This is a genomic window from Psychrobacter sp. WY6, from assembly GCF_018448495.1.
Lineage (GTDB): Bacteria > Pseudomonadota > Gammaproteobacteria > Pseudomonadales > Moraxellaceae > Psychrobacter.
On the sequence record NZ_CP049902.1, the window covers coordinates 2,322,831 to 2,337,819 of the forward strand.

The 14,989-nt window shown below is 42.6% G+C and carries 11 protein-coding genes, 1 other RNA gene and 4 pseudogenes; 10 read left to right on the plus strand and 6 right to left on the minus strand.

The genetic code is table 11. The features are described from left to right. Window positions 1–80: 80 nt before the first annotated feature. The 5 genes and pseudogenes from G7Y90_RS11575 to G7Y90_RS11595 form a co-directional block, all read right to left on the minus strand. The gene (locus G7Y90_RS11575) at window positions 81–713 is read right to left on the minus strand and encodes a DNA-3-methyladenine glycosylase family protein (RefSeq protein ID WP_201560244.1); all 633 of its coding nucleotides are present in this window, start codon (window positions 711–713) and stop codon (window positions 81–83) included. Window positions 714–864: 151 nt separating this feature from the next. After that, a pseudogene (locus G7Y90_RS11580) lies at window positions 865–1,597 on the minus strand (Smr/MutS family protein). Between the two features lie 68 nt (window positions 1,598–1,665). Then, entirely contained in the window at window positions 1,666–2,544 is an 879-nt protein-coding gene (gene trpC / locus G7Y90_RS11585) for an indole-3-glycerol phosphate synthase TrpC (protein ID WP_201560245.1), read from the minus strand. 70 nt (window positions 2,545–2,614) lie between these two features. Next, window positions 2,615–3,737 (minus strand): annotated as a pseudogene (trpD, locus tag G7Y90_RS11590) (anthranilate phosphoribosyltransferase). 107 nt (window positions 3,738–3,844) lie between these two features. Continuing rightward, a complete protein-coding gene (locus G7Y90_RS11595; RefSeq protein ID WP_201560247.1) occupies window positions 3,845–4,468 on the minus strand; it encodes an anthranilate synthase component II in 624 nt (207 codons plus the stop codon). 687 nt (window positions 4,469–5,155) lie between these two features. Between G7Y90_RS11595 and glnA the strand changes: the two are divergent. Both glnA and G7Y90_RS11605 read left to right on the plus strand, forming a co-directional pair. Next, a pseudogene (gene glnA, locus G7Y90_RS11600) lies at window positions 5,156–6,564 on the plus strand (type I glutamate--ammonia ligase). A 190-nt stretch (window positions 6,565–6,754) separates the two neighbouring features. Continuing rightward, the gene (locus tag G7Y90_RS11605; RefSeq protein ID WP_201560249.1) at window positions 6,755–7,552 is read left to right on the plus strand and encodes a DUF4124 domain-containing protein; all 798 of its coding nucleotides are present in this window, start codon (window positions 6,755–6,757) and stop codon (window positions 7,550–7,552) included. A gap of 160 nt (window positions 7,553–7,712) precedes the next feature. Here G7Y90_RS11605 and G7Y90_RS11610 read toward each other — a convergent pair whose 3' ends face one another. After that, window positions 7,713–8,366, minus strand: coding sequence for an SIMPL domain-containing protein (locus G7Y90_RS11610; RefSeq protein WP_502937433.1), 654 nt, complete (start codon window positions 8,364–8,366; stop codon window positions 7,713–7,715). Between the two features lie 328 nt (window positions 8,367–8,694). Between G7Y90_RS11610 and ffs the strand changes: the two genes are divergently transcribed. The 8 genes and pseudogenes from ffs to serC all read left to right on the plus strand — a co-directional run bounded on the left by ffs (window position 8,695) and on the right by serC (window position 14,982). Then, window positions 8,695–8,791: signal recognition particle sRNA small type (gene ffs, locus G7Y90_RS11615), an RNA gene on the plus strand. A 195-nt stretch (window positions 8,792–8,986) separates the two neighbouring features. Further along, on the plus strand, window positions 8,987–9,583 hold the full coding sequence (locus tag G7Y90_RS11620) for a LemA family protein (RefSeq protein ID WP_083475715.1): 597 nt from the start codon (window positions 8,987–8,989) through the stop codon (window positions 9,581–9,583). A 101-nt stretch (window positions 9,584–9,684) separates the two neighbouring features. Further along, window positions 9,685–10,194, plus strand: coding sequence for a hypothetical protein (locus G7Y90_RS11625; protein WP_250162427.1), 510 nt, complete (start codon window positions 9,685–9,687; stop codon window positions 10,192–10,194). A 31-nt stretch (window positions 10,195–10,225) separates the two neighbouring features. Further along, window positions 10,226–11,479, plus strand: a complete 1,254-nt coding sequence (locus G7Y90_RS11630) for a M48 family metalloprotease (protein ID WP_250163980.1) — start codon at window positions 10,226–10,228, stop codon at window positions 11,477–11,479. After that, on the plus strand, window positions 11,476–11,784 hold the full coding sequence (locus G7Y90_RS11635; RefSeq protein ID WP_250162428.1) for a hypothetical protein: 309 nt from the start codon (window positions 11,476–11,478) through the stop codon (window positions 11,782–11,784). Before G7Y90_RS11630 ends, G7Y90_RS11635 begins: the two co-directional genes overlap by 4 nt. Then, a complete protein-coding gene (locus G7Y90_RS11640; RefSeq protein WP_250162429.1) occupies window positions 11,778–12,689 on the plus strand; it encodes a hypothetical protein in 912 nt (303 codons plus the stop codon). The genes G7Y90_RS11635 and G7Y90_RS11640 overlap by 7 nt, the downstream gene beginning before the upstream one ends. A 135-nt stretch (window positions 12,690–12,824) precedes the next feature. Then, window positions 12,825–13,709, plus strand: coding sequence for a hypothetical protein (locus G7Y90_RS11645; protein ID WP_201560252.1), 885 nt, complete (start codon window positions 12,825–12,827; stop codon window positions 13,707–13,709). A 128-nt stretch (window positions 13,710–13,837) separates the two neighbouring features. Beyond that, a pseudogene (gene serC, locus G7Y90_RS11650) lies at window positions 13,838–14,982 on the plus strand (3-phosphoserine/phosphohydroxythreonine transaminase). The last annotated feature ends 7 nt before the right edge of the window (window positions 14,983–14,989 follow it).

Consider the following 14,989-nt stretch of genomic DNA (forward strand, 5'->3'; position numbering starts at 1 on the left):
AGCAGCAAAGAAAACGAGTGCTAGACTAAGCTTAAGCTAAGCGAGTTTGACATAGTGAATCGTCACTTGGATGTTTGGCATTATAAAGGGACAGCGGTTTGATTACGTAATAAGCCGTAGTATGACCATAGCAACAGGCTGGCAGCGCTGCGATGTGGTGACCAATCTTGTGTTAGATTCTTTAACTGTTTCGGCGTTGGGCGTTCCGTTAAGCCTAATAACACCATCGCCGCTACTTTAATCGCTAGATCATCGACCGCAAGTACGTCTGCACGTTTGAGAGAGAATAATAAATACATCTCAGCCGTCCAGATGCCAATACCAGTAACGGCCGTCAGCACTTCTATTGCTTCTTCATCAGGCATAATTTCTAACGCAGCAAAGTCTATATCATGATCGACTAATGAGCGAATATAACGGGTTTTTTGTTTAGATAACCCTTGCGCTCTTAAGTCCTCATCTGTTGCTTTGATAATTGCCTGTGGATTCGTTAAGGCGGCATCAAGTAGTCTTTGCCAAATACTGGCTGCTGCTGCCACAGACAGCTGTTGACCAACCATTGCTCGCATCAACTGCTCAAACCCACCGACATTATGCCGTAGACTGGGCATACCAACTTGTTCATAGATAGACAAAAATCTTGGCTCGATAACAATCAAAGCCATGATATGTTCATGTAGCTGTTGTGTGTTCTGAATGGTCTGTATGCTCATAAATGCTTATCCTGATTTATGCAAATATCGCTATAGCTAGATGTTAAATATAGTGGCTATAGTCAATAAAGATTAAATAATGATTTTATGAGCATAACAAAAAGGACTGCCAATAAGCAGTCCTTTTGATTCTTCATACTAACCCTAAAAACTACTCACCATCAGCTTTAGATTTTTTGAGCAGTACCAATACAGCACCGTTTACCACCATCTTTTGGCGGTGCAGAGCAAAATGCCAATACTTCTGGTAGTTGACGCAGCCAACCATTGACGCAGGTTTTTAAAATGGCTTCACTGCCTTTACCATGGACGATTTTTACCATGGTCTCGTTTTTCTGTTTCGCTTGGCTTAGGAGTTGAGTCATGGCCACGCGTGCTTCTTCGATGGTACAACCATGAATATCTACGGCGTCATACCAACGTAGCTTACCTTTTTTAAGCTGATCAAAGATTTTATTCTGCAAAGTCGGCTGTTTGTAAGATAAATAGGCCTCAGCAGCGACAGGATTGAGTAGTGCTTGCATATCTGACAAGCCAGCTCCCAAATCACTCGCTTCACTACCTTGCGCGGCAGCACGTTTAGACAAGGTGGTCGCATCAGGCTTGCCCGCTTTGCTAGCATTGGCAGGTGAGCGTACGTTTTTGTCTTCAAGCTGATTGACGCCATGCATTGCTTGCATAAACAGTACTTTGTCATCGTCAATATGCTCGCTAGCCATTTGCTTGACGGTCTTGTTTACTTGCTTTTGCGTGGGCAATGATACAGGCTCAGTAGGCTTTTGGTTTTCATCTTCAGGCGAATTGGTATCGCGACCTTTGCTAAGTTGGCCTTTTAGCTCTTTGAGCTGGTCTTGCATTTCTTTTGAAAATAGAGAGTTTGACATAGAAGTTAACGTATCGTTGGTTGATGAATGATGGATTGATTTAAACTGTTCAGTAGACTTAAGCCACTTTACCCGTCTGCTGCGACGCCCGCAAGTAAGGATTGTAACGCTTGTCCAGGATGGTCAGTCTTCATGAACTGTTCACCGATTAAAAAGTGCTGAATGTCATTATCTAACATCGAACGAATATCAGCGCTATTATGAATGCCACTTTCGGTGACGATAAGCGGTTTAAGCGTGCTATCCACATTAGCTGCCAGTGCGTCGATTAAAATATTTTTTAGATCCAGCGTGGTTTGCAAGTCGACATCGAAAGTATTCAAATCACGATTATTAATGCCGTAAATATTATGCGCTGAGCGCGGTAGCTGTAGCGCACGTTCAAGTTCGAATTGGGTATGGACTTCTATCAATACATCCATACCCAATTCGATACTTAGCGCATGCAGCTCTTGTACTTGGATGTCGTCAAGGCAGGCCATAATAAGTAGAATGCAGTCAGCTCCCATCAGATAAGATTGATAGATCTGGTACACATCTATCATAAAATCTTTACGCAGTATCGGTAATCTTACCGCATTAGCTGCTTGAATAAGATAGCTATCATCACCTTGGAAATAATCGCGATCAGTCAATACAGACAGACAGCTGGCGCCCGCTTGCTCGTATTGCTTGGCAAATAGGGCTGGCGCGAAGTTGTGATTGATAATGCCCTTAGAAGGAGAGGCTTTTTTAATCTCAGCGATGATACCAATACCATGCTCTTTAGTGCTAGCCGCTCGCAGCGCCGTCGCGAAGCCACGACGTGGTTTGTTATCCGCCGCGACTTGTGCTTGTAAGTCTTCAAGAGATAATACCTTGCAAGCGGCGTTTACTTCTTCCACTTTAGTGGCGACAATGCGTTGCAATACGGAAGGAACATCTGTCTTGGTTTCTGTATGAGTCATGCTGGTATCCGAATATCGTTAAATGTAAATAGACAAAATAGCTATAGTGCACAGTAATGGTGCTTAGCCGTTAAGCAGGAGTCACTAGTTGCTGCGTGTATGTGGCGAGAGACTCAAGCTTGAGTAGAGCATCACCATTCTGAATGACTTTTTGTGCCCGGCTCACACCATTAGCATAGTTGCTGGCAAGTCCTGCGGTATATATCGCCGCACCTGCATTTAGGGCAATCATATCACGAGCTTTTAGGACCGCGCGATCATGAGTCTCTTCACCTGATAAAGCGGCGCGTATTAGCTCAAGGCTTTGTTCTGGAGAATCTACATCAAGCCCAATCAGCGTTTGTGATTCGATACCCGCATCCTCTGGCATCATCTCATAGACAGAGATTTCACCCTCTTTTAATTCAGCTACTGTGGTCGAAGTGGCGAGGCTGATTTCATCTAAGCCATCCTTTGCACCGACGACCATGACATGACGTGCGCCTAGATTTTTCATAACTTTGGCGATTGGCTCACACAGCTGAGCAGTAAAGACGCCAATGACCAAATTGGGTGTGCCAGCAGGGTTGGTTAATGGCCCTAAGATATTAAAGATAGTCCGCGATTTGAGCTCACGACGGACTGGATTGGCATAACGCATCGCATCGCGCTGTGATGATTGGGCGCAAACAAAAAGCCAACGCCTTGATTTTCGATGCAGTCTTTTGCTTGCTCAGGTGTGAGCGACAGACTAATACCCGCTTGCTCCAACAAATCTGAGCTACCGGATCTGGTAGAGACGCCGCGATTACCATGCTTAGCAACTTGAGCGCCTGCCGCTGCCACCACAAACGCCGACGCTGTAGAGACGTTGAATAAATTCGCACCATCACCGCCCGTACCGATATCGACTAAATGAGCACAGTTCTTAGGTTCGATATTCGCAGCCAAAGCGCGCATGGCACTGGCTGATGCCGTAATCTCGTCGATGGATTCACCTTTCATACGTAAACCAGTCAAAATACGCCCATCATCGCATCGCTACATCTGCCTTGCATGATAATCAGCATGACTTGATACATCTCATCAAAGGTCAAATCAATATGCTGAAAAATTCGACCCAAAGCTGTCGTCAGTAGCGTATGTGTCTCTTCATCAGACAGTTGAGCAATGTTAGCTGGGTTAGGGCTTTCATTTGTTTTTGTTGTACTCATTATGATCTCTCTTAATACTTTTATACGTTAATTTTAAATTATCAATAGAATAGGTTTTATTTTAATTTTGTTATTAACGGCTTTTTAGAACATGCTTTAATAAACTGTTAGCCGACTTGTGGTAGTTGATCTGAGGTTAGTGCTGACAAATGATGCGTTTGCAAAAAATTGTTGAGCAGCATATAACCTGCTTCGCTTAAGATAGACTCAGGATGGAATTGTACCCCTTCTATCGCAAACGTTTTATGACGGATACCCATGATTTCTTCAATACTGCCATCACTGTTTTGTGTCCATGCGGTCAGCTCAAGACAGTCGGGCAGGCTGGTTTTATCAATGACAAGCGAATGATAGCGCGTGACTTGTACGGGATTAGGTAAGCCTTCAAAGACACCTTGGTCAGTATGATAAACGGCGGATAAGCGGCCATGCATGACTTCACCAGCCTTGACCACTTGTCCACCAAATGCCTGTCCAATTGCCTGATGTCCTAGGCAAATACCTAGTATCGGTATCACGCCCTGAAAAGTCTTGATAGCTTCTAGAGAGATACCAGCTTGATCAGGATCGCAGGGACCGGGGCCAATGACGATCGCATCTGGCGCAAGGGTTCTAATATTTTCAATAGTGGTTTGATCGTTACGCCAGACGGTGATGTCCTGCTGTAATTCACCGAAGTACTGTACAATATTGTACGTAAAGCTGTCGTAATTATCGATCATCAGAATCATTAGCGTTCTACTTATTGAGATGGTTATATAACGCCGTTATCTTACCACTATTTTGTAGACTATCAAATGTAGGGTGCAGGCGACCCAAACAAGTGGTGAATAACAATACATTTTGCTTGTTAGATGACATTTGTTAAAATCTCGAACGCACTAAAAAGTACATAATTTTATTTATACACTAAATACGCACTAATTTAGTGCGTAAATGCGTTAATAATGATTCTGAATAAATAATTCGCATGACGCCACTGACGATAAATCTACTACGGCTAGAATATTTTCAAAAGTATTATAAGTTACTGTAATTATTATAAAAAATATTTTCATCTTCTGTGTTTATTGTTATAAAAAACTGGCATAGCCTTTGCATTGTTACTGTTATGATTATCTTTGGTGATAAAGTGGTTCAATAATTATTATTAACAAGTGCCTGAAGAATTCAGCATAATGAGTGATATGTTGTTAGAATAATATCGAACCAAAACACTGGCGGTTCTTATTAAGCGCATAACTCAGATGACTATCTTTACTAATAATATTGACAGTGCTGGAGAATAAGCATATATTAAACAGGATATTTAGCTCTAAACGCAGCGCTGACTGTTATCAAACCAGAGATTTTTAATCAACAGATTGTACCTATAATTTTAAATCGCAATAACCTAATCAACACAACGGAGACTATTTATGTCGAACAAACTACTAGATCTTATCCAATCCTCTAATGCTAAATGGGTTGATTTTCGCTTCACTGATACACGCGGTAAAGAGCAACATATCAGCTTTCCAGCGCATAGCGTTGACGAAGAAGTGATGGAAGATGGCAAGATGTTTGATGGCTCATCTATTGCTGGTTGGAAAGGTATCGAAGCGTCAGATATGATCTTGCGTCCTGATCCAGAGACGGCTTTTCTTGACCCGTTCTTTGATTCACTTACCGTAGTTGTTACTTGTGATATCATCGAGCCATCAACGCTACAAGGTTATGATCGTGACCCACGTTCTATTGCGCGCCGCGCCGAAGAGTACTTAAAGTCAACGGGTATTGGCGATACTGCTTATTTTGGTCCTGAGCCTGAGTTCTTTATATTTGATGATGTGAAATGGTCAATTGATATGTCTGGCGTTAGCCATAAGATCACGGCCGAAGAAAGCGGCATGGTCGACTAACAATGACTATGAGTGGGGCAACATGGGACATCGTCCACGTGTTAAAGGCGCTTACTTCCCAGTACCACCAATCGATAGCTCGCAAGACATGCGCTCTGTTATGTGTGAGCGTTTAGAAGAAAATCATCGGTGAAGGCTGTGTCGAAGTTCATCACCATGAAGTTGCGCCTTGCCAGTCAGAAATTGGTGTCGCTTTCAATACGTTAGTCAAAAAAGCCGATGAAGTACAGCAGCAAAGTATGTTGTGCATAATGTTGCGCATCAGTTTGGTAAAACGGCTACCTTTATGCCAAAACCAATCGTTGGTGACAACGGTTCAGGCATGCACGTGCATATGTCAATCTCCAAAGATGGTGTCAATACTTTCTCAGGTGATGAATATGCGGGTCTTTCTGAATCTGCACTGTATTTCATCGGTGGTATTATCAAGCATGCGCGTGCGTTGAATGCGATTACCAACCCATCGACTAATAGCTATAAGCGCCTAATACCGCATTATGAAGCGCCTATCAAACTTGCGTACTCAGCGTCTAACCGCTCAGCATCTATCCGTATTCCCCATGTTAGCAGCCCAAAAGCGGTACGTGTTGAAGCACGTTTCCCTGATCCAGCGGCCAACCCATACTTAACGTTTGCAGCGCTACTAATGGCAGGTCTTGATGGTATTCAAAATAAAATACATCCAGGTGAAGCGGCTGACAAAACTTGTATGACTTACCACCAGAAGAAGAAGCACTCATCCCAACCGTTGCGGAGAGCTTAGAAGTTGCATTACAAGCCTTGCGTGATGATCATGAGTTCTTATTAAAAGGTGATGTATTCACTGAAGACATGCTAGAAGCGTTCATCGCTTTGAAAGAAGAAGAAGTGCAACGTGTCAATGTAACCGTGCATCCCGTTGAGTTGACTTATACTACAGCTGCTAATTTATAGCTAAAACACTCAGTTATTTTGATACGTAAAAAAACCAGCTAAGAATAACTTAGCTGGTTTTTTACATCTCAATAATTTGCTAAATCAACGGATATGTCCTCTTTGAAATTATTACTGATTTAACGCCCAAAGTATCGCATAATAGATATTCATAATATTAGGTACTCATTAGGTTGACTGACTATGACTTCATTATCAAAACCGGTTTTTTCAAACAGTAAGTTAGGGTTGGCACTGATTGCTGCTACGATGATTAGTATGGCAACTCTCTATGCTCCTTCAGTGAATGCTGCGCCTATTTATAAAGTTATTGACGAAAAAACAGGTCAAGTCACCTTTACCGATCGCCCGCAAAATTATGAACAGCAGGCAGGTAAAAAAATCAGCCAAACGGGTGTCACGACGAAAGAAAGTCGCGTCAGCTCAAGTAACAGTGATAACACGAGTAGTCAACCTCCTTCTAGTAATGTTAATACGACTACGCAAAATACGGCTGCTAAAAATAGCCCTGTCGCCAAACCAGTCGTCAATTATCAGCTTAATATTACTGAACCAAGCGCAGAACGTGCATATCGTCGCCCAGCCCAAAGCATTGATATCAAGGTACAAGTGAAGCCGGAGTTACAAGCAGGTGATAGTGTCAGTATTTATTTGGATGGCAATGAAGTCGCTCAAGGTCTCAGCGCATCGATTGCAACGGTAGATGTTTTACCAGGATCGCACAAGATAAAAGCCGTGTTGAAAAATGAGAAAAGTCAAACACTCAAACAAGTAGAGCGTACGGTTTATGTGATTCAAAACAATACAACATTGCAAAATAATAAGAAAATCGCGCAACAGCTTTTAGCTTATCAGAATCTACCTTGGTATCAAAAAGTGCTGTTAAAAATGCGTCAAGAGGGCAAACAACCGAATATGCAATCATTTACTAAGCCTATAGTGGATAAACCCATGACGCTTGAGCAACCAGTGACAAATTGACTTGTAGTTAATGTGTCAATCATGGATAAGTATAAGAACCCATACAAAGTAGAGTAACTTTATAAGTTAATTTCTTCTGTATAAACATAAAGGCAAGCGCTGATTGCAGCACTTGCCTTTATGTTTATAAGGATATTTATCAATTCTATGTATTTACAGCTTATTTAGTCAATTCAATCGTACCATTAGCAGTCACTGAGATAGTGCTATTGCCAGATTCAAAACTTTGGCTAGGTACTGATTCGTCTGCTGCGCCTGCTTTCATGCTCATAGCACTATACATCGGACGTGGGTAGTTGCTACCTGTATTTAGATTCACATTGACGACACGATAGCTACGAGCATCCCAAGCGCGTGTTAGGTTTTTAGCTTGTTGCTGAAAGGCACGAGACGCATTGGTCATCAGCTTTTGCTCAAGCGCATCCTTCTTGGTATCTGAGACACCAAAGTTCAGATTGTCCATCACCAACGTTTCTTGTAGGTCAGCGATGAGTTGGCTGGTTGCTGCAAAGTCGGTGCTCTTTAAATCGATGTTTGCTTGTCCTGTCCAGCCAATGATTTTGTCATTTTTATCATAGCGAGGGTAGGTGCGCTGTTGTCCGGTACTCACGGTGACCGTTGGATAGCGCTTAGCAATTTTCATGGCATTATATATTGAGGTGTTGAGCGTTGTCGCTAGAGTTTTAGAATCCGTTGCCTGCGCTTTTTTATATAAGCTGGCTCGTACTTCATCATTCTGGATTTCTTCTTTTACTTCTGTCTGAAAAGTAAGCTGATCGTAGCCTGTTGGTTCTGCATGCGCGCTACCCATCATGGCTGTGAGTAAAAATGCAGTACCAGTCGTTAGAGCGGCTTTATTAAGTAAAGTGGTTTTCACAATGATCTCCTGAGTGAGTTATATCAATAGTATTTAGGTGAGCCATACCATAGGTAAGACTCGCCTTATTATGAGAAGCTGTCCATTTTAGTTATTAGTTGATACCGAGTATGCTCAGCTTCCTCAACTAAAATAGCAAAATTTAACAGGCTCGCTGTGAGAATTTTGTCACCTAAGTTACAGGGCGTTTTGAGATAATAGAAAGAGTTTTACGATAGGGGTTGTAATATTTAAAAATTCTTGTATAATTTGCAACTGGTGGCTCCATTGGTAGCCTCGCAACATTGTTCTATGAACCCCGCCAGGACCGGAAGGTAGCAACGGTAATAGTCACAGTGTGTGCCGAGGATTTGCTTTTGGAGTCGCTTTTTTTGCCTAAAATTTGATACCTGTTTTGATATTTAATCAGAAATGCTCGTTTGATCTATTAAGCCCTTCATTGTAAAGGGCTTTTTTTCGACCTTTTTTTGTCCGATTTTGACCTTTGATTGATTAAGATGGGTTAAAATACAATGTATTAACTTTTATTAACATTCTGGACACTTTAGGGTTTTCTTATGAAGATGTTTGTTTGGTTGTTCATTGCCTTCGTGCTACTAGTGATTGTGTTTGGCGTATCTATATTTAATAAATTGGTACGCGCTCGCAACCAAGCGAAAAATGGTTTTGCCCAAATAGATGTACAACTGAAGCGCCGTCATGATTTGATTCCAAATTTGGTTGAAACTGCTAAACGTTATCTAACGCATGAAGAAGAGACGCTGACCCGTGTGATTAGTGCACGTAATCATGCCCAGAGCTTGCAAGACTCCAATACACATCAGCCAGACTCGCTTGAGCATATGGCGCTATTTGCCAAAGCTGAGAGTATGCTGTCTAAAGCGTTAGGGCAGTTCTCAGCGGTTGTGGAAGCTTACCCTGAGCTAAAGGCGGACAGCATGATTAAAGAGTTGATGGATGAGCTGACCAATACTGAGAACCGCATTGGCTTCGCCCGTCAGCACTATAATGACAGCGTGATGTTCTACAACAATGACCGCGAGGTATTTCCCAACAATCTTATTAGTACGACTTTTGGCTTTCGCCCGTTAAGCCCGCTAGTTTTTGAAGACAGAAAGGTGATCGCTCAAGCACCTGTCGTCAATATGGGCTGATATTGAATTATATTCATATGTTCAGATGCGTTTAGCTATTTTTAAGTCAGGCATATAGATGGATTTTTTTTGAACAACGCACCCGTACCCAGCGAAGTCTATTGCTCTATGGGCTATTTTTTCTCATTGTCTTTGCCCATCTGGCAGTAGCGCTGGGTATCATGGCGCTGCTGCTAACGATATTTACTGGTGGCATTTATCATTGGGTGTTGATACTGGTTGCTATCTGGACAATCGGTAGCTTTGTGATCGGTAGTTTTTTAGAGTACAGACGCTTAGAAGCGGGCGGTCGCGCTATTGCTCAGCGTGTGGGCGGGGTTCGGCTGTTTATCGACCACAGCCAAGATGCGTGGGAGCATAGTCAAGGGGTTGCTCACCAGCATGAGCCTATACCAAAGGTTCGTTTCAGCGCCCGTCATATCGCCGTGCGTGATGAGCGAGACTTCCCGCCTGTCTACCGTCGTTACTATGAGATTGCCCAGCAGCTAGCCATTGCTTCGGGTGTACGTATGCCGATTCTCTATGTATTGCCTGATGAGCAAGGTATTAATGGCTTCGTTGCTGGTCGTCATAGTCAAGATATGGTAGGTCGTCACTCAAGGCGCGCTTGATAAGCTGTCCGATGAGGGGCTGTATGGGCTGATAGGGCATGAATATGGTCATATCTTGCATGGTGATGCGACGTTTAATTTGCAACTGATGGTGGTACTGGCAGGCTTGCAATTACTCTATGACTGGAGTGATTCTATTAATAATTTTGGCGCTGGTAATCAGAATAGCCATCACAATTATTTTGATGATGCGGTCAATCGACGCAATCTCTTGTCACAAAGAGTCGTCGATAGCCATGCGCGTAGCACTGAAGCTCAAACCGCCAACTTTACCACCCATAGTGAATGGGTAAGCTATTGGCAAAGTCAATCACAAAGCCAGCAGTCGTCAGCTAAGAGCCAGTCACGATGGCTACAAAATAATAATAAGTTTGATAGTCAAGCACCGCGCAATATTTGGACGTTGTTAATACATGGATTGAGTTTTTCGAGTATGGCCAGTGCGCAACTGATTAAACACAGCTTTAATCGCCAGCGTGAATTGCTTGCCGATGCGACCAGCGTGCAGCTGACACGCTCGCCGGCTATTATGGAAACCTTACAAGCCATTCATCAAGATTCGCTTGGTTCGCGCTTAACCAGTATCGCTGATATCAATGGTCTTAGTCATTTCTTCTTTGCCAGTAGTGGTGCTGATTTGGGTGACGTCTCTTGGTTTGCTACCCATCCGAGCTTGGCTGAGCGAATGAGTGCCATTAATGCCCACGCTTATCATGATTTTGCGGTAAAAGTAGCTAAAGAAAAGCGCATAAATCAACAGAAAATAAAAGAGATATATGAGCAGCGGCGATTAGGGAATTGGGGTTTCATAAAAGCAAATAGCCTAAGCGAAAACAAAAAAGAAAAAAATACCCAATCATCAATATTTGAAACTCAATCAGCGTTAAATAACAATAAAATCAATAACGATAAAAGCCTTACTAATAACAGCAATGATGTTATAGACAAAGAAATTACCCCTTTTCCTGCAAATGAAATAAAGAATGAGTTGGACGAAGATAAGGGACTGGAGTTTGTTATCGAGAAAGATGTCGTTGTTGCAGGACGTTTACAGGTTCAAGCGCAAGATACTGGTATTCATCAGTTGCTCAAGCCATGGCAAGCAAAACCTGATAGCGATTTGCCATCGGATACATTGATTGGTATCGACGATAGACAAAAAGTTTCACTGCCGCAGTATATACTCAATCACAGTTATCACCCGCTTGGGGCGCAAGCTTTGATTGAAGCAGTTATGTTGTGCCATCAAGGTCGTATATATCAACGACTGAGAGTTATGACTTGAGTGATATCTGGCTTGGACTTGCTAACGATAAAGCGTCTGCTGTTGAAATCGATAATAACGCTAGCGCTAATATTAGCAGCCACCCCCAATTTTTAGCGCATACGATAGATCATAAATTATTAGCGGCAGTGGCACATCTTGATAGGCGTTTAGACAACGCATTGATTGCATTGGCAATAAAGCAATTGAGTCAGCATGACCTGTCAGAAACTGCTATCAATGAATCACGCTTAAGATATGAAGCGAGTCAGAGCAATCAAGATCATCAACATTATGTGCAGCAAAAAAGTGTCGTACAATGCTGATGCGCTATCAACAGGGTATCATTGAGCTATTTGAACACTATCTAACGGCGGATTTAAGTCAACATTTGGCTGATAACATAGCCAGTGAAGATGGTGCTATGGATAAAACTAAGCCAGTATCAACGCACTCAGGAAAAATAGACTCTCGGTTGCCACCGATTTTATCATTATGGCAAGCGCTACAGTTGCAGCAATTATTACCGATATTGTCTGCCGTATTAAACGCTACAAAGGTCCAGTCGCATCTTCATCCTCAATCTTCTTCATCCTATCAATGGCAGCAAGTATTGAACGCTGGCACGGATGATATTTATGACCAGATTGACCCTTCAGGACAGGTGTTTGATGGTCTCGATGTTGCGGCGAAAACAATGCTTATTTTATTGGCTTATCGCCTATCAAAAGATGTTAAGGGTCAGGTCGTATCAGCACTAGATAGCTCAGTACACATTTCAGCACCTACTTCAGTACTCGGCTATAATAATGACAGTGTTGCTCACTATCTTGTGGATTTGCGGCGTCACGCACGTTTGATTGATATTGACTTAGCCGCCGTTAGTGACGCAAATTTGCAATGGCTACTATTGACTGCGCAAAATATAAATAGTATCCAGTTATTGGCAGTGATAGAAGCGGTGCCTATTTTATTAGCATCTGCCAGTCAATCATCTAGTTCTAAAGCCAAACGTAATGATAATTATAGACAGAGGCAACAGGGCGGCGCTCAAATAGATTATAATGTGATTAATAATAAGCCTTATGATTACAATGATTACAATGATTACCGGCAATGGCTGAGCACATTGCATACGGTGATGTTACACGATACGATAGTCAGTCAAGATGAGTATGATTGCTTGTCCATGTTAGCCAATCATTGGTTAGGCGTTCGGCAGCTTTTTTGAGCAATTTAGTTGATGGTACTTAAGTAATTGTTTTGCTGGCAAGAAACGATATGTTCTTGACCTTTTCTTAATAGCATTTCTTTTGATAGTAAAAGCCTGTAAATTCATTTTAGATAAGTAGGATAGTAAATAAGCATGAGTGATATCCGAGACCCGCTAATTGTATTGCAGCAGCGCATGCAGCAGCGCCAGATTTTAGCGATGATGGGTATCAATCAGTGGGTGCAGCCGAGCTCTGAAACCATGAATATCGCCGATATTTCTGCGCCTGCCTTGCCTGATGCGGTTACAGCTAACGCTAGCATTGCATCTCATTCTAATGCTACTACTTCTACAACGAGCACCGAACAGCCAAGCATTGAATCTTCTAATATTGAACCCCCAAATATCGATACTATAAACGTCGCCATAGCAGATATGGTAGATGATGAGTCTAATCATTCTTATGATGACGCTAATGAAACAGGCTTAAGTCCTTCTGACCAACAAAGCCCCGTCATCTATAGTTTTGACTCGACTGCCCCTGATATCTCCAAGCCGGCCGTTACCTCACTTGTAAATACGGTCGTTCAGCACACTACGATTGATAATATAAACGACGCTCCGAGCTTTGAAGACGTTGGTTTTAAGGAAGAGGGCTTTAAAGAGGAAAGCTTTAAAAAGGTAGCACCATTTGATTTACAAGGTGGTCGCTATGGCGATTGGGTAATTTTGGTTGATATCCAAGCCCTTAATAATGACAGCCAAAAGCTGTGGCAAAATATCACCCAGGCGCTATCCATCAGTTGTGAGACAACCTCATTTCCTATTTGTGAAGGTATGGATACCGCTGAGCTTGCCAATGCCAGCCTTGCAGGATATGTCTTTAAAATTGGTCGTCGCGAAGAGATAAAAGTTGCCGCATTGACAGTGTTACCTGACGGTCTTGAGCATCCGAACTTTACCACTGTGCCGACACTCGATGAGATGCTGGCTGATAGTAGCCTTAAACGTCAGCTGTGGGAGCAGTTATCAAAGTAGTATTAAAGGCTTACCACTTACTATTATTACGACTACTACGGCAGAGATTAAAAAATAACGATAACATTCACCTTTAACATTTAATCTTTAATAACCACGATGATTTCATCATATTTAGGATAATGATTATGACCACTAAAGCCGCTCCTAACCGTGTACCCAACTTTTCAGCGGGACCTGCCACCATACCTACCGCCGTCTTATCACGCGCTCAAGAAGAGTTGCTTGATTGGCAGGGACGCGGTATGTCGGTCATGGAAGTGAGTCACCGTAGTAAAGAGTACATCGCGATTACTGAAAAAGCGGAAGCCAAATTGCGCTCGCTCATGGACATTCCAGATAACTATAAAGTGCTGTTTTTACAAGGCGGTGCCAGCTTACAGTTTTCAGCGATTCCATTAAACTTATTAAATGGTAGCCGCGCAGATTTTTAACGACAGGTACTTGGTCTGGTAAAGCGGTTAAAGAAGCACAGCGCTATGCCAAACTGGGTTTGGGCGAGGTTAATGTGGTGGCAACGGGTAAAGACAGTAATTTTACTGACGTGCCAGCCCAAAGCGATTGGAACCTAAGCGAAGATGCGGCGTATTTCCATTACTGCGCTAATGAGACCATTCATGGTTTGCAGATTTTTGAGCCGCCACAAGTCGATGCACCAATTATCGCCGATATGTCTTCTTGCATTTTGTCACAGCCAATCGATGTCTCTAAATTTGGCATGATTTATGCGGGTGCGCAAAAAATATCGGGCCAGCAGGACTAATTATCGTCATTATTCGTGAAGATTTATTGGGCAAAGCGAGTGAGTGGTGCCCACTACTGATGAACTATGAACACCAAGCTGAAAAAGAGTCGATGTCAAACACGCCAGCGACCTATTCTTGGTATTTAGCAGGACTAGTATTTGATTGGTTAGAAGAGCAGGGCGGCGTTGCTGCTATTGGTAAAATCAACCAGCAAAAGCCGATTTACTCTCTATAAAACGATTGATGACAGCAGCTTTTATAGTAATCCCGTTGACCCCAAATATCGCTCTATCATGAACGTGCCGTTTACGTTAGCCGACAGCAGCCTTGATAAAGTGTTTTTAGAAGAGTCAGAGGCGGCGGGCCTCATGAATCTAAAAGGTCACCGCGATGTCGGCGGTATGCGCGCCAGTATTTACAATGCAGTGTCATTAGAGTGGGTACAGCAGTTGGTTGACTTTATGATAGATTTTGAAAAAAACACGCTTAAGTTAGTACAGGCTTTGAAACAAAAGGCGCAACTTTAAGAGCTGC